This is a genomic window from Aquimarina sp. AU58 (genome assembly GCF_900312745.1).
Classification (GTDB): domain Bacteria; phylum Bacteroidota; class Bacteroidia; order Flavobacteriales; family Flavobacteriaceae; genus Aquimarina; species Aquimarina spinulae.
The window spans coordinates 1,206,866-1,227,046 of sequence record NZ_OMPD01000014.1 but is presented as its reverse complement, the minus strand read 5'-3'; the positions used below and the strand labels follow the sequence as shown (position 1 = coordinate 1,227,046).

Sequence of the window (20,181 nt, the reverse complement as noted above, 5' to 3'; positions counted from 1 at the left end):
AAATTTAACAAAAATGAAATCAAACAAAAGATTTTTAGCGATTATGGTTGCTGCAACTACCATAATTTCGACATCATGTACTAAAAATGATGAGACCACTCCCGAAGAAATGGATGAAAAAACATTAGAATATGCCAATTTTGATTATTCTTCATTCAATTTTGGAAATCTAAATTCGAATGATTTAGCTATTTCTAATGCTGATACTCATTTAATATCTTCTGCGGGAGAACTTAAAGAAGGGTATATCGGTTCTGAAAAAATTCATTATCAGATTAATGATCAGGGAGATTATGTATTAGGTGGAGACATGTTATTGCCAAAAGGTGTGGTTATCACTGACGAAGCAGTACCTACAGCCAAAGGAGCAATCCCTTATGGAGTTAGAGGTTGGACCAATGGTGTAATCCCTATTCAATTTACTCCAGGGGTACCGAGTCAGAATAGAAACAGTATTATTCAGGCTGCTGGGGTATGGGCTAATCGTTTAGGTGTACGATTTGTATATTATAATCCTAGCCAGCATAGAAACTACATTCGAGTAATAGCAAATGGTGCAGATTATTCTCGCCTTGGGATGTATGGTGGGGCACAAGATCTTTCTACAAATGACCCTTATGTATCTGTAGCAATTCATGAGTTAGGACATGCTTTGGGGCTTGCTCACGAGCACCAGAGATCAGACCGAAACAATCACATCATTGCATATGTAAACAATCCAAATATAAGTATTCAAGGCACTCAAAATTTAACTTCTTTTGATTGGGCTTCGATTATGCTTTACCCTTCTAAGTCTATAGGAGGTGGAAGATACGATATGGTAAGAAGGAGTGATAACAGGCCTTTTACTAATGCTATAGAGTACGGTAGAAGAAATGGAACTTCTTACGGCCCCAGTAACTCAGATATACAAGCTTTACGTCAATTTTACTAGGAATAGACAAGTCATTTATTTCACAAAGCAGTTCGAAACATTTCGAGCTGCTTTTTTTATGTATCTTAAAGTTTAGAGTCACTATCCGGAAAACCATTTACAGATAGTGTTTTTAATTCTTTATTTTGATCTTCATAAATAAAGAATGCTTTGAGTTCCTGATGCGTTTCTAAGAATTTTTTTGAACCTTCTAATCCCATCGACATTAATGCAGTTGCATATGCATCTGCTTCCATACAGGTATTAGCAATAATAGAAACTGCCAGAAGGTTTGATTTTAATGGGTACCCAGTTTTAGCATTCAAAATATGAATATATCGCTCTCCGTTTTCATCAATTTTATACTTTCTATACCCACCAGAAGTCGCCATAGCTTCATCGTGTAATGAAATTACTTTACTATAGGATTGCGTATCATCAAAGTTAGGATCTTCTACTCCAATTCGCCAGGGTTTTTGTTTAATCACATTACTTCCTTTACCTCTAATCTCCCCTCCTATCTCAACCAGGTAATTCTTAAACCCCTTGCTTTCAAAAAATTCAGCAAAAACATCTACTCCGTATCCTTTTGCCAATGCATTAAAATCGATATATGTTTTAGGGTCATCTTTTACAATTTTATTCTCTTTCAGTATTACTTTGTGTAAACCAACCGAGAGCAATAAACTATCTATTTTAAGACTATCTAAAGAGGCTATTTTTCCTTCTGGTCCAAAATCCCATGCATTTACCAAAATCCCAATTGTAGGATCAAAAGCTCCATTTGTTTCTTTATGTATCCTTTTAGAAGCATCAAATACTTTTACAAAATGTTCATCTATCACTACAGTAGTATCGCCAGAGTTTATCCTCGATATATCAGAATCCTTACTATAAGTAGACATTGATCTATTGATCACATTGATCAAACTATCATATGATCTTGAAAAATCATACTCTTTATCATCTATAAACTGAACCGAAAACGTGGTTCCGAAAGCTTTACCATTAGTGTAATTAAGATGTAATTTAGGTTCCTTTTTACATGAGAAAAACAATCCTATTAATACAACTATACCTATTTTTCGAATCATAATTTTAGTTCAGATGAGTTTCAATGGTTTGTAGCCCTGCATATTCCAAAATATATTCTTCGTTTAAAAGTACTGGTTTATTTGGGTTTTCAGGATTTTGTAAACCAACACCTGCGTAGAATACTTTTGCTTCTTGTTCTATAGCATGTTTTTTAAACGACTCCATCCAGATAATATCATAATTATGAGGGTTATCCGGATACGAAACTGCTTTAACAAGCACGAAATATCTTTGATTAGATTTATCAATACACACAAACTGAGGATGTTTTCCCAAAGTGCTATTAATTGCAATAAATTCGAAGCCTTTTTTTTCTAATTCTTCACCTACAATATTCATTGCAAGGTTATGTAATTCTTGTTTAGTAAGTGTTCTGGTCATAGCGTTGCAAAGATATTATTTTGGAAATATAATTTAGAATTATACCGAACTCATCTTTATTTTTTGTTTTACATCAAAAAAGCCAAACCATTTCTATCCATTCTTCACAAATAATAGTATAAAATATAGCCATTATTTTACGCATTCAGAGAAATTATTGTATGTTTAATGTGATAATTTGATAGTCCTGAAAACGTCTGTAAAATTATCTTTTTTAGTTTATTAAAACTCTTAACGTTTTTTAATTGTAATAACCGTATTAAACATACCCTATGGAAAATAAAATTACTTTGGCCGGATTAGATTTCGTAATTAATTTTTGTAACAAAATAAATGCTCAACCTATTCCTCTGGCAGAAGTCCCACAACAATCTTTAGCTAATATATATGCCAATCCCAAAGGAGAAAGACATTATATTGTTAACATTATTTCATTTTTACCCGTTAAACTAGATCCCGTAAAAAACACCAGTAGCGGTTTGTTTTTAAATGAAGAAAAGACCATATTCTTTAATTACAATGGAGTTACAGATGTAAAGACTACTATACATACCGAAAGTGGTTTAGTCATGTCGCGAGATTTTAATATTGTATATGATTCTACAGATCCTATCCCCTCAGAATTTGATATGTACCATATTCAGATAGATTATAAAATCGCATCCCTAAGAACGCAGAGTGTAGAAGGTATTGTAGTACATGATAAAAATTTAGATCCCGAAACCGATAGAGGTACAGTGACTACTATTGCAACGAGTGGACAATAAAATGCATAAAACGATTATCATATGGTGTGTACTTCTTGGCTATACGTTTATGCATGGTCAATCTCGAAAAAATAGTCAACTCAACTCATTTTATGATCATCTGGATGGTTATTGCAACGAGAAGGTTGTAGCTACCGATTTTTGTAACGCTGTAGCGTTTTATCGTAATCATAAGCTGGATTCTTGTTATATCTATGCTGGTAAAGCATTAGAAATCACTAAATATCAAGAACAACGGGATATTCTACATTATATCCAAGGTGTAAGCGCAATTGACAAAGATTTGTACACCAAAGCCCTCCAAAACATGGACAGTATTTCTGAATATTTTAAATTTTCAGGGCTTAAAAACCATAAACTGGCGAGAATATATGTAGGGTTGGAAAATTATGATAAGTCAATACATTATTATAAGAAATGGTTGGATCAAGATAATGGCTCTAAAAATGAACTTTTATTAAAAACTGCTTACCATAATCTGGGTATTTCTTACCTACATAAAAAAGAGTATGCGAATACAAAACATTATTTTTCTAAGGAATTAGCTTTAATCAGGGAGCAGGATACTGCTCTTATTATTAGAGCCAAAATGGATTTTGCCAACGCTTATTATAGTCAATATAAAGACGAGGAAGCTATCGCCTTGTTTAAAGAGTGCTACCAATTAGCTACATTATTTCATGATATCGAGCTAAAACAAAATACAGCCAAAAATATGGCAGTAGTTGAAAAAAACAGAAAACGATATCAAGAAAGTGTAACCTATTATATAGAATACGGGAAATGGAAAGATTCTATCTGGAACAGGGATAAGATCTGGGAGCTTACCGAAAAAGACAAGCAACTTGCCATTGCACAAAAGGAACAAGAAATACGGATACAGGATGAAAAGATAAAACGACAAAAAACGCAACGTAACGGTCTGATAATAGGGAGTTCGCTCTTACTCTTGTTTATTGGTGTTCTGGGATATTTTTACAAATTGTTAATTGGTAAAAAGAAATTGATTACAGAACAGAAAGAACAATTGGATATCGCAAACACTACCAAAGATTATCTATTTTCTGTAGTCTCCCATGATTTAAGATCTCCTGTTAATGCGTTAAAACGACAACATGAAAAATTGTTGGATCACATAGCCGAAAAAGATTTATTGGGAATCAAAAAAACCACAAACACTGCAATTACCTTAACAGAATCCACCAGTCATTTATTAAACAATGTATTGCACTGGTCGTTAGAGCAAAGTGAACAATTATTTTTTGAATCCGAAACATATCCTTTAAAACCCATTCTTGAACATGTTATAAGTGATTATGAATATTTGGCAACAACCAAGGAAATTGTACTCAAAACTGCATTAGACACCTCTATTTTGGTTACAGTTGATAAAGAATCCCTAAAAATTGTTCTTCGTAACATTCTTGATAATGCTATTAAATACACTAAAAATGAAGGAAAAATCACGATAACATCTGGTAACCATACTACAAATGAATGTTATATTGAGATTAAAGATACGGGAGCAGGTATTCCTCCAGAAATTCTAGCAAAAATCAACTCATTACATGACATTACCACCGATAAAATTGATCGGTCTAAGGGAGTAGGTCTTGGATTACTATTATGCCATACACTTATCAAAAAAAACAATGGGCAACTAATTTTTGATAGTGAGCCAGGTAAAGGAACAAGGATCAAAATTGTATTACCAAAAGGAATTGATTAGCTATAAAAGCCTATAATAGGCACTGAATAAACCAAAACCATTACCGATGTGGTTTATGAAATGTATATAGATGAAAACATTAAGGTTATTAGTATTAGAAGACGAAGATGAAGAAGCTAAAGAAATTTCAGAATTTTTAAGCAATAATAATTTTGAAGTTACAAGAGTTTCAACGATACAAGATGCCGAAAAAAAAATACAGGATCATTTTTTTGATATGATCATTTTGGATATTATGATAGACGGGAGACCCGATGGTATTGTTTTGGCACAACAAATTAATGAGCAACAACTTAATGTTCCTTTTTTATTTTTGACCAGTACACAGAGTAAACATTTTTTTGATCTGGCTAAACTCACACAACCTGCAACCTATTTACTTAAACCTTATAACACCTTAGAACTTCTATTTTCTATAGAGCTCGCTATCGAAAAGCACTATAAACAATCTAATACCTTAAGTTTTAACTCAGAAAATGCAGTATTGAGTCCTACTTATATTTTTGTAAAAAAAAATAAAAGTGTTATGAAATTAGCCATAGAATCTATTCATTATATTGAGGTAAAAGAAAAATATTGTAACCTAATAAGTAAAGAAGGTAATTTTTTGATTAAGCTATCCTTAATAAAAGTAAAAGAGTTATTATCAAATCCAGATTTTACGCAAGTGCATCGTAATTTTTTGGTCAATATTAAAAAAATTAAAGAAATCTATTTCGAAGACAATCTTATCATATTAGAGAACGATGCCAAAATCCCATTTAGCGAACGCTATAAAGCTTTATTTATAAAGGATAATGATATATTAAACTAAATGCATTGTATTATTAAGATATATACTATTAGCTTCAAGTAAAAACAAACACATTATACTTTTAGTAAATATGGCTGCTCCTGCCATAATGGTAAACCCCCATTTCACCAACAACAGAAGCAGCATATTTTCTATAAAAACTAAATGTATGAACGTTTCAATTTTATTTAACTAAACACAAATCCTATTCATGCTATAATCGCAAAACACCAATCTTAATAATTCATTTTCACACTACTACTTCCTTCTTTGTACACTTTTAATTGGTTACCGAATCTGGTTTCATTATCATTTCTACGGTAAAATTAATCAGATTTACGCTATCTCATAAAAGGAATGCCATAAGCGTTAAAAACTTAAGCATAAGTGTATCCATATTGGGTATAACTTATAAGAAATGATCTCATAAAATGGAAACAAATATTTACTTAAACCTAATAAATTGTGATTTTTCAAAATAATAACTCGGTGTATAAACAGGCTGGTTTTCGTCAAACTTAACTTTATGAAAGAGCATATTGACTATTACTGATTCTATATAACCAGATATAATACATTGCTTACCAAAATCACTTCTCATTTGAAAACATCATGATGATATTTATAAAATTTCTACGACTTTAAATGAAGATAAATGCTCCTTACAATCGTTATCTATTTAGAACCAACTTGAGAACTCTAGAAGATTTTGTCCTTTAAAAACATCTATAATTATCTATTGATCTTTATAAAACAAAACCAATCGTCCCTAATTCATAAGAATTCGTCACAAACTTCTTATTACTCTGCCATTTAACAAAATATTAGTAAACAAGAGTATAACCCAAAAGGTCTATTACACAAAATCATTAATTACAAAAATCAAAAATATGAGAACAGCATTTTTATTTTTTACACTAGTATTTACATTTTCCGTTACATTTGCTCAAGAAGAATCCAGTTATGGTTTTAATAAGAGTGATTTTTTTGTTTCGGGTACGATGAGTTATAATAATTCTAAAAACAGAGGCGATTTTGGGTCAACAGAAAAAGGGCATATACTTATCATTGAACCTGAAATTGGATTTTTTATTCACTCTAACATTGCCATTGGCACACGATTAAGTGTATTTACCAATACATCTAAAAACTCTAATAGTAATGAGGTTGAAGAATCAGGTTATGGTGTTGGTGTTTTTGGGAAATACTTTTTTACTCCAAAAAAGAGGTTTAGCATATATGCAGAACTCTCAGCTGCCTATCGAACTTCGGAAAGGGAACAAGAATTCACATTATCAAATAATCAAATTGAATCTCGAAAATCAGAAAATAAAGGATACAACATTGCAATATCCCCGGGAATGCAGTTTTTTGTTTCAAAAAGATTAGCATTAACCTCAAGAATCGGAAGTATAAGCTATAACAGTTTAGATAACGAAAATACAGATCCAAACGGTGGAAAATTCAACTCTGACGTAAAGAATTTCTCTATCAATTTAGGGTTAGACAACATTTATTTTGGAGTTTTATATCGATTTTAACTTTTAAATAAAAAACCCGATACATTAATGTATCGGGTTTTTTAGTATTTTTAAAATACCAGTAAAAGATTATTCTCTAATTAACTTATGTTGCGTAAAAAGCTAATTTCTGAAATACAGGTATCATTATATTTAGCTCCTTTTGAATTTACTTCAATACTCTCGAATTTTATTGCCAACCTCAGAATCCAGGCTTCCTTCTACCCATGCCGTTTTATCATTGTTATCGGTAAGGTTTTCTCTAGAATATGTATTTTTTTGCCCTTTGTAATGTACTTGAAACTTTACACTCATACTCATTAACAGAAAATGGTTTTAACGTATACACCTCATAATACAATTCGTTAAATACAGAAATCATCTAATAAAAATGAAATCAAATAGTTACTTAAACCTAATAAACTGCGCTTTTTCAAAATAATAACTTGGTGTATAAACAGGCTGGTTTTCATCAAACCTATACCATGGGGAGATGGTGGTATCTTCAAAATTCTTAAGTAAGCATACGTTCTGAGCTGGTGTATTTCCCTGAGCCAGAAGGTACATCTTACCCCCTTCATCATTTACGATTTCATCTACTATGATTTCAATATGCCCTGGAGAACCGGGTTTTACCAGCATATCACCAATTCGTACATCTTTTACCGGTACTTTTTGTAGTTCGTTATGCATCGATAAGGTTCCTGCATAAGTATATATAAGATTTAAATATTTATAAAAATTAGCTTTAGAATCATTGGGGGATGCCGTTTTATGAAACGTTACTTTGTTTCCGTTTATTTTTGGTCGATATCCTTGTGCATATTTGCGCCATGAACAATAATGACCCGAAGTAAAATTAAACCCAATTTCATCTTTTCTGTTTTGTTTCCACAAATATTCTGATCGAATTCTCATCAATGCATCTGCACATTGTTGCAATCCATTTGATGGAACTGGAACTTCTAGAATTGCTTCGTGCCAATGCTGTGCAAAATATTCGCTGTCATCATAATTTATAATCTTGCTACCATAAGGTTTTATGGGATAATGACGTAAGTATTCCTGAAAAGAACCCGACGTATATTCTGTTCTCTTATACCCATCTGGAATCATAACCCGGCTAGAAATTGAATCTCCTTTACTATTAATATAATTTGGCTTTCTAACTACATCTGTAACGATACCTTTTACATGATTGGTTACCATTTTTCCTTTTGATGTATTCTTAAATACCAAGACTAAAACAATAATTACAACCAGAGATACTATATATTTCTTCATAACATCACGATTAGTACTAATTCTTTATTTTTTCATATTCATCAGGAGTATAGGCTTTGATTAGTTTATCAATTTCATAAAAACTTATTTCAGAAATACACGTGTCATTATATATTGCTCCAACATCATCAACTTCCATAATTTCAAATTCAATGGCCACAAAATCGTTATACCCCATATGCTGAATATAATTTTGGCTGATATCAATATATTGTGGAGAAATTGACACTTTAGACAAAGAATCTTTTCTGAAACTTACATTTTTCCATTCATCAATTATGTATTCTGAATCTACCTTTGTTCCTATAGTTCTGATAGTAATATTAGCAACTCTATTATTGGTATACCAAGTTTCTTCAGATTTCAAATACCCTGGAACTATTCTAATTACATAAGGCAAAGCACTCTTATCCTTAAAAGTAATCCTAATTTTTTCTCCTATACCAGAATCTGAAAGACCTTCTACCCACGCTGTACGATCATTGTCATCTATAAGGTTGTTTTTAGAATAATCCTGGCTTTTATTTCGTAAAACGCTGGAAACTTTACAACTATCGACCATCAATCGTTTTAAGGTATATTCATTATAAAAAGCTCCATCAAATTCAACGATATTAACCAAAGAATCTCTGGATATTTTTATGTTTTGAGAAAACAATGATGAAGAAATCAATAAAATAATCCACTGAATTCCTATAATTACATTCATCTGTTTTAACATATATTCTGGCAAAAAGCATTGATCATACTCATTCATTCTCAAAAATAAAAAAACCAGTACAATTGCTTATACCTATTTACAGTGAAATAATTTATTTAAAAAAGGTATACAAATATTTAATGGTAAATATCTGATTATTGTATTCTGGTAAATTTGAGGTCGTTAACTGCCTGTCTATGTTGTAATCTTGATTATAAACCAGATATATATCATGACCATCTTTAACATTGTAGCGCAATCGAACACTTGTAAGAAATTGATCAGAAACCGAATTGTATTGACCTATTACACTACCAGAAAGATGAAGATTGTATGCCCAATTAAGTTTTGTCTGTATAACATGTATCCATTCTTCTGTATTTTGTTTATCAAATACGATATGATTAGCTTTCCAGGAAGATTCTATATTAAAATGTTTCCCAAAATTTATGGTCGGTTTGATTTCTAATTTCAAGTTGGTTCCCTCATAAAACGTACCGTATTCTATAGCAACAGGAAATTGAATATTACGCTGGTTTCCCGGAGAGTAGGAAGCTCCAAAATAATAAAACATATAATCTCCAATAGCAGCTTCGAGCGTATTTGTGAAACGTATAGGTTTTTCTAAATTTTCATACTGTAATTGTCCAAAAACAGTAAAACTATCTCCGTTAAACAATCTTCCTGTCCAAAAACTCCTATTATACCATGTAATAACCTTTGAAAAATCTGTGGTATAATATAAATCCGAATTAATCAGAGTCCATCTTGTATACTGAAACAAAGCTTCATCTTTGTTACTATTGTAATTTCCATAATTTAAACTCCCATAAAAATTATGGTGTCTTTCTCGTAATAAAAACCCCATTCCCGGATTATATTGCTTACCAGAAAACTCATATGCTGCTCTATAAAACAATCCACCTTGTTTACGTTTATCTAATACTAATGAAACTCTGGAATTTTCAGCCAAATCATAATCATTAGTGTCTTTCTCTACAGTAGTCGATACCGATGGAATAAAGTATAAGCTTTTTGCCAAGCTAAATACACCATCAAAACCTATTGCAGTATTAAAATAATCCTTTCTCAAACGATTAGTAACCATAAAACCTACAAAAGACTTATCATTAAATACTTTATTCCTAAATCGTAATACGCTAAAGTTTTCTGATGATACACTCCCTTCATCACCCAAATTCACTCCTTCTGTTTGTAATGAAAGAAATCCAACATCAGCATTTCTAACCTGCCCTGTTAACCGTACTCCTCCAATTATTGGAGTTAGCCTTCCTTTATTGATACCGATAGTTCTGCTATAAAACAATTGCGAAAGTACACCTGCATTAAAATCAAACAACCCTGCTTGTTCTTGAAAAAACCTTCGTTTTTCGGGTAAAAAAATATTTACTCTATTATTAATATTAACGATTTGATCATCAATTTCTACTTGAGCAAAATCTGTATTAATACTGACATCTAAAGTAAGCTTTGGTGTAATACCATATCGTATATCAACACCTGCCTCTATATTATTATCATTTTCTTTTTGATACTCATTACCATCAAAATTGTAAGAACTTCCAACAGAACCCAATGCATAAGGAGTTATTTGCAATTGTTTTCTGGGATGTAGACTATCAAAAACTATAGGCTGGTACAATGATGGTGTTTCTGTAGCATTCGGAATATTTTGTGGTGGCAATGGTAATGTTCTTACCTTTCTGTTACGATGATTCTGTGTTCTAACTACAGATATTCCTGCTTTTATTTGATTTTCTTTTCTTACAAATCTTAAATTTGAAATAGGAATTCTATACTCTGCAGACCAGCCTTTTTCTGTAATTTGAGTTTTCCCCTCCCATATCATATCATAAGATGGATTAAACGTAGAATCTCCCAAAGGGATTCCATCATTAGAAATAGACATATCATACCGACTCCCAGAAGGATATATACTAAACACCAAAGCATTCTTTTTGGTTTGATTAGGGTCTATCCCAAAAGCAATAAAATCGTCACCATACCATCCATCTCTAAGTAAATTTCTATTAATTATTTTATCTGGCTCTGGTTCTTTGGCATGTACTCCTAAATATATAAAACTGTCATCAAAAGTTATTTGTACCGTCGTTAAGCTGTCCTTTTGATTCCAATTTGGAGTAAACTCATGAAATAAAAAGGTATGATTTCCTTTCCATTCTTCATCATTAACATATCCATCTAATATAATTTTGCTATTCGTCTTTTTGATTATGATTTCTGTATTTTCCTGACCAAAAGAATATGAGCAGCATAAAATGCTACAACATATTAATACAATTCTTGTCATGCTTGTTTTTTAACAAACATCTGACATGCATATTAGTTTTAAAAAAGAAAAGGGGTAATATGAGGTGATAAAAGGGTAAAAAGAGGAGTTACCTACATCACCAACGATGATCGGTACGTTCTACTAAGTTTAATTTTTTTATTATCTGTAAGTGTAATAATACCATCTCCGTTTTTATTTTTTTGAATACAGTTAACATATTTAATGTTTACCGCATATGATCGATGTACTCGTTTAAAATCAGTACCATTATACTCGTGTAAAAATGATTTCAGGCTTTGATATCTAACAAATTTCCCCTCATTAGTATTAAATACTATACAATTATTCGATGCCTCTATAAATTTTATATCCTCGACCGGAATGATCTTTTTTGTATTTCCATAAGTTAAACTTACAAAGTTAGTATTCGAATTAGATGACGTTGGCACATTACTTTCTATAGGAGTCTCTTTTTTAAGATTTCTCTGCATACTGTAAAACACTAATGAAAAATAACACAGAAGATTTAAAGCTATATTATTGGTTAAGCTTGCATTTATAAAACTGAAGCTTGGCGAAGTACATTGATACACATATAGCATCAGAAACAAAATTAAAGCCTGACTTACCAATATATTTAAAACACTTGTAAAAATTGCCATGCCACTATGGGCCAATATATGCCTAGGAGTTGTAAATAGATTCCAATATCGAATGGTACGTTTTATTTGAGGCATGGCTAGGTTCCAAAATATAAAGCTGGAAACTGCAACGGCAATAAGTTCTGAAAAACAAACAATTTGCAGACTTTCCTGAAATAACCTTCCTATTAACAGGTTTACTATTGAAAAAGCCGAAATTAAAGTAATCCTTGACCTCATTATAACTAACATTTAGTGTATAAAAATATTAATAATCTGAGTATCATGATTCAACAAAAGGTTAAAATTATCTTTTGCTATCGAGAGAAATAAATATACATATCCAATTTTTTGACAGGAGGTGTTATGTATTTCTACAAAAAAACCGATACTTAAAAGCATCGGTTTTTTATTTATATTATATCTGAAAGATTATCCTTAACCTCCAAAGTCATCAAACCTAATATGTTCGTCTGGGATACCAAAATCTTCTCCCATTTTCTGTACTGCCTTATTCATTAATGGTGGTCCACAGAAGTATAGTTCTATATCTTCTGGAGATTCATGATGATTTAGGTAGTTATCGATTACACAGTTATGTATAAACCCAACAAATCCATCTCCTTCGGCATCGATATCACTTTTAACTTTCCAATTATCTTCTTCTAATGGTTCTGATAACGCAAGGTAAAATTTAAAGTTAGGGAAGTTTTTCTCTAAGTCATAGAAATGATCTAAGTAGAACAATTCTCGTTTAGAACGACCACCATACCAATATGTTACTTTACGACCAGTTTTTAAGGTTTTGAATAGGTGATACAAGTGAGAACGCATTGGTGCCATACCTGCTCCTCCTCCAACGTAAAGCATCTCTGATTCAGACTCATTGATAAAGAATTCTCCATAAGGTCCTGAAATCACTACTTTATCTCCAGGTTTTTGAGCAAAGATATAAGATGAAGCTACTCCTGGATTAACATCCATCCATCCATTTTTAGATCTATCCCATGGTGGCGTAGCAATACGTACATTAAGCATAATCTCTCTTCCTTCTGCAGGATAAGAAGCCATAGAATAAGCACGCTCTACAGTTTCATCATTCTTCATCACTAATGGCCATAGACCAAATTTATCCCATTCTGCCTGAAACTTATCTGGAGTTTCATGTTCTTCTGGGTGAGCAGTGATATCTATATCTGAATATTTAATCTCACATTGTGGAATTTCAATCTGAATATATCCTCCTGCTTTATATCCCATATCCTCGGGAATACGAACCACAAATTCTTTGATAAAAGACGCTACGTTATAATTACGTACAACCTCGGCTTCCCATTTCTTAATTCCGAATACTTCTTCCGGAACTTCGATATTCATATTTTGTTTCACCTTAACCTGGCAAGCTAAACGTGCTCCATGTTGTAACTCTTTACGAGAGAAATGCGGAGTTTCTGTTGGTAACGCTTCTCCTCCACCTTCTAGTACATGGCATTCGCACTGGATACAGGTTCCTCCACCACCACATGCAGATGGTAAAAATATTTTTTGAGCTCCTAAAGTTGATAGTAATGTACCTCCCGAAGCTACTTCAATTTCTTTTTCGCCATTAATGGTAATCTTTACAGGTCCAGATGGTAGTAACTTATCTTTTGCAAATAATAAGATTCCAACTAAAACAAGAATCAGCACCAAAAACGAAATAATGGTTATCGCAATTGTTCCACCGGTAGATGCTAAAAATATCATAATTATTTAAGTATTGTAACGTTAGTATTTTCGGCTACTTCTTTTGTAGTCTCTTTTTTTTCGACCTGAACAGCTTTAGGTTCCTTCTTTTCTTCTTCATCCCCTCCTGTTAACATTCCTCCGAAACTCATAAAACCAATTGCCATTAGTCCTGTAAGAATAAATGTAATTCCTAATCCTCGTAAAGGAGCTGGCACATTAGAGTATCTAATTTTTTCACGGATTGCTGCGATAGCAAGAATAGCTAAAAACCACCCTATACCAGATCCTATACCATATACAGCTGCATGGGAAATCGTTGCAAATTCTTTTTGTTGCATAAATAATGATCCTCCAAGAATTGCACAGTTTACTGCAATTAATGGTAAAAATATACCTAAAGAATTATATAATGATGGTGAAAATTTCTCAACTATTATTTCTACCAATTGTACCATAGTCGCAATCGTAGCAATAAACAATATAAAGGTTAAAAAACTTAAGTCATAATCAGCATATTCTGGTCCTAACCATACTAGAGCACCTTCTCTAAGAATATACTTATCTAATAAAAAGTTTAATGGGACTGTAATTGCCAATACAAATATTACTGCAGCACCCAGTCCTACCGCAGTAGACACTTTTTTAGATACAGCAAGGTATGAACACATTCCTAAGAAGAATGCAAATACCATATTATCTATAAAGATCGATTTTAAAAATAATTCTAAATATTCCATGTCTCTTTATTTTAATGATCTTCTATTAATGCTTTATTTCTACTTCTTTGAATCCAGATAATGATCCCTACTGTAATTAATGCCATTGGGGCCAATACCATAAATCCATTATTTTCATATCCCAAAGCATATAATCCTGTTTTTTCTATAGGATCTCCTAATACTTTAGCACCAAACAAGGTACCCGACCCTAATAACTCTCTAAAGAAAGCTACTATAATCAATAGCACTCCATAACCGGCTGCATTACCAATTCCATCAAGAAAAGATTTCCAAGGCCCGTTACCCAAAGCAAATGCTTCAAAACGTCCCATGATAATACAATTGGTAATAATCAATCCTATAAATACAGAAAGTTCTTTACTTAAGGTATAGGCAAATGCTTTAAGGACTTGATCTACTATGATCACCAAAGCTGCCACTACTACTAACTGAACAATAATTCTAATTTTTGAAGGGATGATATTTCTCATCAAAGAAATAACCACATTACCTATTCCTAATACAAAGATTACCGAAATTGCCATTACAATTGAAGGTTTCAATTGTGCAGTAATCGCCAAAGCAGAACATATCCCTAATACCTGAATGGTAATTGGGTTATTATCGGCAAGAGGGTCTGTTAGTAATTTCTTGTTTTTCTTTGAAAACAAAGGCTCTTTAGGCTCTTTTACTTTAACTTTTTCTTCTGTTACTTCAGCCATTTGTTATTTTTTTAAAGTTTCGAAATAAGGTTGATACATCTTTATTCCCTTCTTTACCATTGCTGTAACACCATCTCCTGTTATTGTTGCTCCTGCCATGGCATCTACTTCATTATCACTTTTATCTTCATTTTTAGGATCTGCATTTCCTTTTTTCACAGTAATTCCTTTATAGTTTCCAGATGCATCTAATATACTTTCTCCTATAAAATCATCTCTAAAATATGCTTCTTTAATATTAGCTCCTAATCCCGGAGTTTCTCCTTTATGGTCAAAAAATGCTCCTTTTACGGTTTTAAACTCTTTATCTAAAGAGACATAACCCCAAATTGCATCCCAAAGACCATTACCCCTCATAGGAACTACATAAAACTCTTCTCCGTCTTTCTTACCTATAAATAAAGGAAGTTTTCTTTCATAATTAGGATCCTGCTTTACTTTATCATTTTCCTTTTTCACCTCTATACTAAAAGCGTCACTTGTTTTCTCTGCAGAACTACCAGTAATGATATATTGCTCATCACCAACATATTTATCGAACAACTCCTGTGCTTTTTCTGCAGGCACAAATTCATTAGGATCTTCGGTATCTGCAATACCCATTGCAAACAAAATATTCTGCTGTTTTTCTGTACGCTTATTAGCATCTATTCTTCCTTTCAATGAAGATGCAGTAAATGCCAATAATGAACCAACCACAACTACCATTGCAATGGCAAATATGATCGTGTATGAATTTTTATCTGTATTCATCGCCATGATTAAGCCGTTTTTAGTTTTAAACGTTTCATTCTTTTCTTGATATTACCCTGAACCACATAGTGATCAATAGTTGGAGCAAATACGTTCATTAATAGAATTGCTAGCATTACTCCTTCTGGATATGCAGGATTAAACACTCGAATAAGTATTGAGATAAATCCGATAAGAAATCCATAGATCCATTTTCCTTTATTAGTTTGCGATGCTGTTACCGGATCAGTTGCCATAAAAACAACTCCGAAAGCAAATCCACCAATAATTAAATGATGCCAGAATTCTGTACTCATAAGGCTATAAAACTTACTTCCTTCATTAATCCATTCTGCACTTACCACTCCATTAAAGATTAATCCCATTACCAAAGCACCTAATACAGCACTCACCATAATTCTCCAGCTTCCTATCTTTGTAAAGATTAAGAATAACCCGGCTAACAAAATTAATATTGCAGAGGTCTCTCCTACCGAACCTGGTATAAATCCTAAAAACATATCCGAAACTGAATAGGTAAGTTCTTTTCCTTGAGCTAAAGCACCTAGAACAGTTTCTCCAGACATTGCATCAAGTTCTGCTCCTCCTGCTATTTCGTTAGCTCTTTCTACTGCACCATGCACCCATACCTTATCACCCGACATCCAGGTTGGATATGCAAAGAATAAGAATGCTCTAATGGTAAGGGCAGGGTTTAGAATATTCATCCCTGTTCCTCCAAATACTTCTTTACCAATCACAACTCCAAAAATAACTGCAACAGCTAACATCCATAATGGAGTATCTACCGGTACAATTAAAGGAACTAGCATCCCTGTTACAAGGTATCCTTCTTCTACTTCATGTTTTTTAATAACTGCAAACAAAACTTCTACAGCAAGTCCTACCCCATAAGAAATAATTACTAGTGGTAATACTTTCCATAATCCTACTGTAAGATTATCCAAAGACCAAAACCCTGAACTAAAAAAACCATTAGTTACGGCTTTTATCTCTCCTGCTGCTAAGTGATGCTGATATCCAGCATTAAACATTCCAAATATCAAACATGGTACTAAAGCCATGATTACAGTATTCATGGTACGTTTCAAATCATCTGCACCACGAACATGAGCACCAGAATGTGTGGTCTCATTAGGTAAATATAAAAACGTATGGATTGCATTAAATGCAGGGGCAATCTTTTTGTTTTTATACTTAAGTTTTAGTTTATGTAATTTATCTTTTAATCCCATAGCACTATCCTATTTCTTTTAACATTAGGTCTAACCCTTCTCTTATAATTTGTTGATGTGGTTGTTTAGAAACACATATAAACTCTGTAAGAGCAAAATCTTCTGGAGCTACCTCATACATTCCTAATTGTTCCATTGCATCTAAGTCATTTACCACACATGCTTTAAGTAATTGTAGCGGATAAATATCTAGTGGAAATACATTTTCATAATTTCCTGTAACTACAAAAGCTCTGTGTTCACCATTTGTATTGGTGGTAAGCTCATACTTTTTGTTAGGAAACAACCATGAAAAAGTAAGTGCTCTAGAAGGTGAAATCTTATTAAAAATAGGTTTATTCCATCCAAAAAGTTCATAATCATCTCCTTCGGGAATAACTGTTATGGTATTATGATAATATCCAAGGTAACCATCTGGTTTTACATTTTCTCCGGTAAGTACATCTCCGCTAATCACTCTAATATTTCCTTCATCATGTACTCCAGAAGCATATACTACAGACGATACCTCAGCTCCGATTTTAGTTTTAAAATATTTAGGAGTTTTAACAGACGAACCAGCCAAAGCTATGGTTCTTTCTGCATTAAATTTCCCAGTTAATAACAATTCTCCAATAACGACTAGATCTTGTGGATTTACTACCCAAACTGTTTCTCCCTTATTAATAGGATCTATTTTGGCTATTTGTACACTCACATTTCCTGCAGGGTGAGGCCCCGAAACATTATGCATTATACTATTCTCCAGGCCAGATAGTGGTGAATTTCCATTTTTACCAACAGAAATATGCACTTTACCTTCAGTTAATTTGCTTAAAGCAGTAACTGCAGCTTGAAGTTCTTTTTCTTTTCCTTCTAATACATAATCACTATCTGCTGCCAAAGGAGCAGTTGTATATCCTGAAACAAAAATAGCTTTTGGAGCTACATCAGGATTAGCAATTACATCATATGGGCGTTGTTTAATAAATGGCCAGCAACCTGATGCTAAAAGGTGGGTTTTAATATCGTCCCCACTCATAGAATTCACATCCTTTGCACCAAAGTCTGCATGTTTCTGTTCCTTGTCTCCAAGAATCTTAAAAGCTAAAATCTTTCTTTTGGCACCACGCACAATCTCTATTACCTCTCCGCTTATAGGAGAAGGAAAAAGCATTTTTTCATTAGATTTTGAATAAAAAAGTGGTTCGCCGGCTTTAACTTCTGTACCTTGTTTAGCAACAACCTTTGGTACTATACCGTGAAAATCGTCAGGCCTAATTGCGTAAACATTACTTCTTATGGCATCTACAGTAACTTTTTCTGCTCCGCCAACAAGCTTAATGTCTAAGCCTTTTCTGATACGAATGTCTTTTGACATATTTGTAGTCTATGTTAATTAACTAAAAAAATCGTGCAAATTTACTAATTAAAACACGTAAGTGAAAGCTGGTTTTGTTATAAGATATTATTTATAATGCTTCTAAATAACGATCTGCGACTCAAAAAAACACTCTTTATTCTTTAGGCACACATTTTGCTTATATTTATACCCGTAATTCTTTATATGATGTCACAAAGATTTAAATCATCCCTACTACTTCTACTACTGCAGATCGTTGCTCCTTACACCTTTTTTGGTCAATCTACTGTAAACGAAGTCAGTACTGCCGATCACATTAAAACGATCCAACTACTAACAGGCGCAGAATTCTCTGGAGTACCTATACTTAAACTTGGAGATCCTTTTAGAATCACTTTTGATGATATTAATGGTGATGAATCTGATTATTATTATAGAATAAGTCATTATAACTTCGATTGGACACCTTCTTCTTTATATAAAAATGAATATCTGGACGGTTTTGACGAAATCAGGATTGTAACCTATGAAAATTCTTTTAATACATTACAAATGTATAGTCATTACAGTCTAAGTATTCCTAATGAAGACACCAGAAGGCTTAAAGTAAGCGGAAACTACCTCATAGAAATATACGATGAAGATGATGAAGTTGTATTCTCTAGAAAATTTATTATCTACGAACCTTTAACATCTGTAAAAGTATATACAAAAAGATCTAGAGATCTCAAACATATAGACACCAAACAATCTGTTCAATTCGAAATAAACTCACCAAATGAAATTTTAAGAAACCCTCGAAAAACAGTAAAAACTTTGGTGATGCAAAATAACGATCTCAAAAATGCGATTACTAATTTGGTTCCTCAATTCACCATTGGTAATAGTCTAGTATACAAATATGATCAGGAGTCTAGTTTTTGGGCAGGAAATGAATTTCTATTTTTTGACAGCAAAGACATTAGAGCATCTACAGTAAGCACACGAAGCATAGAACTAAAAGACATCTATCACAACTACCTGTACTCTAATCGAGTTAGAGCTAATCGAAGATACACGTACAATCCCGATATCAATGGTAATTTTGTTATCAGAAACCTGGATGCCGAAAATAATAATGTCGAAGCAGATTATGTTTGGATGCACTTTTCATTAGAATGTTACGAACCTCTGGAAGGAGGAGAAATTCACCTTTATGGTAATTTCAACAACTATACTCTTGATAAATCAACACTACTTCAATACGATAAAGAAAGTGGTGGATACTTCAACAAAAGCATTTTTAAACAAGGATTTTATAATTATAAATATATCCTCTTAAGACCCGACGGAACCATAGATCCAGGTTTTATTAGTGGTAATTTTGATGAAACCGAAAATGAGTACACCGTATTACCTTATTACAGAGCTCCCGGAGCGCGTTATGATAGGGTTATCGGAAAAGGAACAGGAAACTCGGCTAACATTACAAATTAATATAAGTACATTCATTTTTTAGATTGTAATAAAATACTACTATTTTAGTCCCGTAAGGAAACTATCAAC

Annotated in this window: 19 protein-coding genes and 1 pseudogene; 6 read left to right on the top strand and 14 right to left on the bottom strand. The window is 32.7% G+C overall.

The window, feature by feature from the left end:
* The first annotated feature begins 13 nt into the window (after positions 1–13).
* Positions 14–934, top strand: a complete 921-nt coding sequence (locus tag DK441_RS16650) for a M12 family metallopeptidase (RefSeq protein WP_109851698.1) — start codon at positions 14–16, stop codon at positions 932–934.
* A 65-nt stretch (positions 935–999) separates the two neighbouring features.
* Here DK441_RS16650 and DK441_RS16645 read toward each other — a convergent pair whose 3' ends face one another.
* The gene (locus tag DK441_RS16645; protein WP_109851697.1) at positions 1,000–2,007 is read right to left on the bottom strand and encodes an FAD:protein FMN transferase; all 1,008 of its coding nucleotides are present in this window, start codon (positions 2,005–2,007) and stop codon (positions 1,000–1,002) included.
* Positions 2,008–2,011: 4 nt separating this feature from the next.
* Positions 2,012–2,389 carry a Na(+)-translocating NADH-quinone reductase subunit F gene (locus DK441_RS16640; protein ID WP_074408382.1) on the bottom strand — a complete coding sequence of 126 codons (378 nt, stop codon included), beginning with the start codon at positions 2,387–2,389 and terminating at the stop codon, positions 2,012–2,014.
* 272 nt (positions 2,390–2,661) lie between these two features.
* On the opposite strand from DK441_RS16640, the gene DK441_RS16635 reads away from it, so the two are divergent.
* The 3 genes from DK441_RS16635 to DK441_RS16625 all read left to right on the top strand — a co-directional run bounded on the left by DK441_RS16635 (position 2,662) and on the right by DK441_RS16625 (position 5,699).
* Entirely contained in the window at positions 2,662–3,156 is a 495-nt protein-coding gene (locus DK441_RS16635) for a hypothetical protein (RefSeq protein ID WP_109851696.1), read from the top strand.
* Position 3,157: 1 nt separating this feature from the next.
* On the top strand, positions 3,158–4,885 hold the full coding sequence (locus DK441_RS16630; RefSeq protein WP_109851695.1) for a tetratricopeptide repeat-containing sensor histidine kinase: 1,728 nt from the start codon (positions 3,158–3,160) through the stop codon (positions 4,883–4,885).
* A gap of 70 nt (positions 4,886–4,955) precedes the next feature.
* A complete protein-coding gene (locus tag DK441_RS16625) occupies positions 4,956–5,699 on the top strand; it encodes a LytTR family DNA-binding domain-containing protein (protein WP_109851694.1) in 744 nt (247 codons plus the stop codon).
* Positions 5,700–6,192: 493 nt separating this feature from the next.
* Here the strand turns inward: DK441_RS16625 and DK441_RS27280 are convergent.
* Positions 6,193–6,357, bottom strand: a pseudogene (locus tag DK441_RS27280) (IS1595 family transposase); the annotation flags it as partial.
* Between the two features lie 211 nt (positions 6,358–6,568).
* Here DK441_RS27280 and DK441_RS16620 point away from each other — a divergent pair.
* Positions 6,569–7,219 carry an outer membrane beta-barrel protein gene (locus DK441_RS16620; protein ID WP_109851693.1) on the top strand — a complete coding sequence of 217 codons (651 nt, stop codon included), beginning with the start codon at positions 6,569–6,571 and terminating at the stop codon, positions 7,217–7,219.
* A 153-nt stretch (positions 7,220–7,372) separates the two neighbouring features.
* Here the strand turns inward: DK441_RS16620 and DK441_RS26665 are convergent, their stop codons facing one another.
* The 11 genes from DK441_RS26665 to DK441_RS16570 form a co-directional block, all read right to left on the bottom strand.
* A complete protein-coding gene (locus DK441_RS26665) occupies positions 7,373–7,519 on the bottom strand; it encodes a hypothetical protein (RefSeq protein WP_160112136.1) in 147 nt (48 codons plus the stop codon).
* 84 nt (positions 7,520–7,603) lie between these two features.
* Positions 7,604–8,482: a DUF4846 domain-containing protein gene (locus DK441_RS16615; RefSeq protein WP_109851692.1), complete on the bottom strand. Its 879-nt coding sequence runs from the start codon at positions 8,480–8,482 to the stop codon at positions 7,604–7,606.
* A gap of 16 nt (positions 8,483–8,498) precedes the next feature.
* Complete coding sequence (locus DK441_RS16610; protein ID WP_160112135.1) at positions 8,499–9,191, bottom strand: hypothetical protein; 693 nt, start codon at positions 9,189–9,191, stop codon at positions 8,499–8,501.
* A 103-nt stretch (positions 9,192–9,294) separates the two neighbouring features.
* Complete coding sequence (locus tag DK441_RS16605) at positions 9,295–11,514, bottom strand: DUF5916 domain-containing protein (RefSeq protein ID WP_109851690.1); 2,220 nt, start codon at positions 11,512–11,514, stop codon at positions 9,295–9,297.
* A 92-nt stretch (positions 11,515–11,606) separates the two neighbouring features.
* Positions 11,607–12,377, bottom strand: a complete 771-nt coding sequence (locus DK441_RS16600) for a LytTR family DNA-binding domain-containing protein (protein ID WP_160112134.1) — start codon at positions 12,375–12,377, stop codon at positions 11,607–11,609.
* A gap of 198 nt (positions 12,378–12,575) precedes the next feature.
* Entirely contained in the window at positions 12,576–13,883 is a 1,308-nt protein-coding gene (gene nqrF / locus DK441_RS16595; protein WP_109851688.1) for an NADH:ubiquinone reductase (Na(+)-transporting) subunit F, read from the bottom strand.
* Between the two features lie 2 nt (positions 13,884–13,885).
* Entirely contained in the window at positions 13,886–14,602 is a 717-nt protein-coding gene (nqrE, locus tag DK441_RS16590; protein ID WP_025664970.1) for an NADH:ubiquinone reductase (Na(+)-transporting) subunit E, read from the bottom strand.
* Positions 14,603–14,613: 11 nt separating this feature from the next.
* A complete protein-coding gene (locus tag DK441_RS16585) occupies positions 14,614–15,306 on the bottom strand; it encodes an NADH:ubiquinone reductase (Na(+)-transporting) subunit D (RefSeq protein ID WP_051476030.1) in 693 nt (230 codons plus the stop codon).
* Positions 15,307–15,309: 3 nt separating this feature from the next.
* A complete protein-coding gene (locus DK441_RS16580; RefSeq protein WP_074408391.1) occupies positions 15,310–16,065 on the bottom strand; it encodes a Na(+)-translocating NADH-quinone reductase subunit C in 756 nt (251 codons plus the stop codon).
* 2 nt (positions 16,066–16,067) lie between these two features.
* A complete protein-coding gene (locus DK441_RS16575) occupies positions 16,068–17,294 on the bottom strand; it encodes an NADH:ubiquinone reductase (Na(+)-transporting) subunit B (protein WP_109851687.1) in 1,227 nt (408 codons plus the stop codon).
* Positions 17,295–17,298: 4 nt separating this feature from the next.
* A complete protein-coding gene (locus tag DK441_RS16570; protein ID WP_109851686.1) occupies positions 17,299–18,654 on the bottom strand; it encodes a Na(+)-translocating NADH-quinone reductase subunit A in 1,356 nt (451 codons plus the stop codon).
* Between the two features lie 186 nt (positions 18,655–18,840).
* On the opposite strand from DK441_RS16570, the gene DK441_RS16565 reads away from it, so the two are divergent.
* Complete coding sequence (locus tag DK441_RS16565; protein WP_235015781.1) at positions 18,841–20,112, top strand: DUF5103 domain-containing protein; 1,272 nt, start codon at positions 18,841–18,843, stop codon at positions 20,110–20,112.
* Positions 20,113–20,181 lie beyond the last annotated feature (69 nt).

Bases quoted from the DNA above. Each gene is read 5' to 3' on its own strand.
- DK441_RS16640 (WP_074408382.1), bottom strand. From the start codon at position 2,389: ATGACCAGAACACTTACTAAACAAGAATTACATAACCTTGCAATGAAT.
- nqrF (WP_109851688.1), bottom strand. From the start codon at position 13,883: ATGATATTTTTAGCATCTACCGGTGGAACAATTGCGATAACCATTATT.
- DK441_RS16620 (WP_109851693.1), top strand. From the start codon at position 6,569: ATGAGAACAGCATTTTTATTTTTTACACTAGTATTTACATTTTCCGTT.
- DK441_RS26665 (WP_160112136.1), bottom strand. From the start codon at position 7,519: ATGAGTATGAGTGTAAAGTTTCAAGTACATTACAAAGGGCAAAAAAAT.
- nqrE (WP_025664970.1), bottom strand. From the start codon at position 14,602: ATGGAATATTTAGAATTATTTTTAAAATCGATCTTTATAGATAATATG.
- DK441_RS16605 (WP_109851690.1), bottom strand. From the start codon at position 11,514: ATGACAAGAATTGTATTAATATGTTGTAGCATTTTATGCTGCTCATAT.
- DK441_RS16600 (WP_160112134.1), bottom strand. From the start codon at position 12,377: ATGAGGTCAAGGATTACTTTAATTTCGGCTTTTTCAATAGTAAACCTG.
- DK441_RS16585 (WP_051476030.1), bottom strand. From the start codon at position 15,306: ATGGCTGAAGTAACAGAAGAAAAAGTTAAAGTAAAAGAGCCTAAAGAG.
- DK441_RS16575 (WP_109851687.1), bottom strand. From the start codon at position 17,294: ATGGGATTAAAAGATAAATTACATAAACTAAAACTTAAGTATAAAAAC.
- DK441_RS16630 (WP_109851695.1), top strand. From the start codon at position 3,158: ATGCATAAAACGATTATCATATGGTGTGTACTTCTTGGCTATACGTTT.
- DK441_RS16610 (WP_160112135.1), bottom strand. From the start codon at position 9,191: ATGAATGTAATTATAGGAATTCAGTGGATTATTTTATTGATTTCTTCA.
- DK441_RS16570 (WP_109851686.1), bottom strand. From the start codon at position 18,654: ATGTCAAAAGACATTCGTATCAGAAAAGGCTTAGACATTAAGCTTGTT.
- DK441_RS16650 (WP_109851698.1), top strand. From the start codon at position 14: ATGAAATCAAACAAAAGATTTTTAGCGATTATGGTTGCTGCAACTACC.
- DK441_RS16635 (WP_109851696.1), top strand. From the start codon at position 2,662: ATGGAAAATAAAATTACTTTGGCCGGATTAGATTTCGTAATTAATTTT.
- DK441_RS16615 (WP_109851692.1), bottom strand. From the start codon at position 8,482: ATGAAGAAATATATAGTATCTCTGGTTGTAATTATTGTTTTAGTCTTG.
- DK441_RS16645 (WP_109851697.1), bottom strand. From the start codon at position 2,007: ATGATTCGAAAAATAGGTATAGTTGTATTAATAGGATTGTTTTTCTCA.
- DK441_RS16580 (WP_074408391.1), bottom strand. From the start codon at position 16,065: ATGGCGATGAATACAGATAAAAATTCATACACGATCATATTTGCCATT.
- DK441_RS16565 (WP_235015781.1), top strand. From the start codon at position 18,841: ATGATGTCACAAAGATTTAAATCATCCCTACTACTTCTACTACTGCAG.
- DK441_RS16625 (WP_109851694.1), top strand. From the start codon at position 4,956: ATGAAAACATTAAGGTTATTAGTATTAGAAGACGAAGATGAAGAAGCT.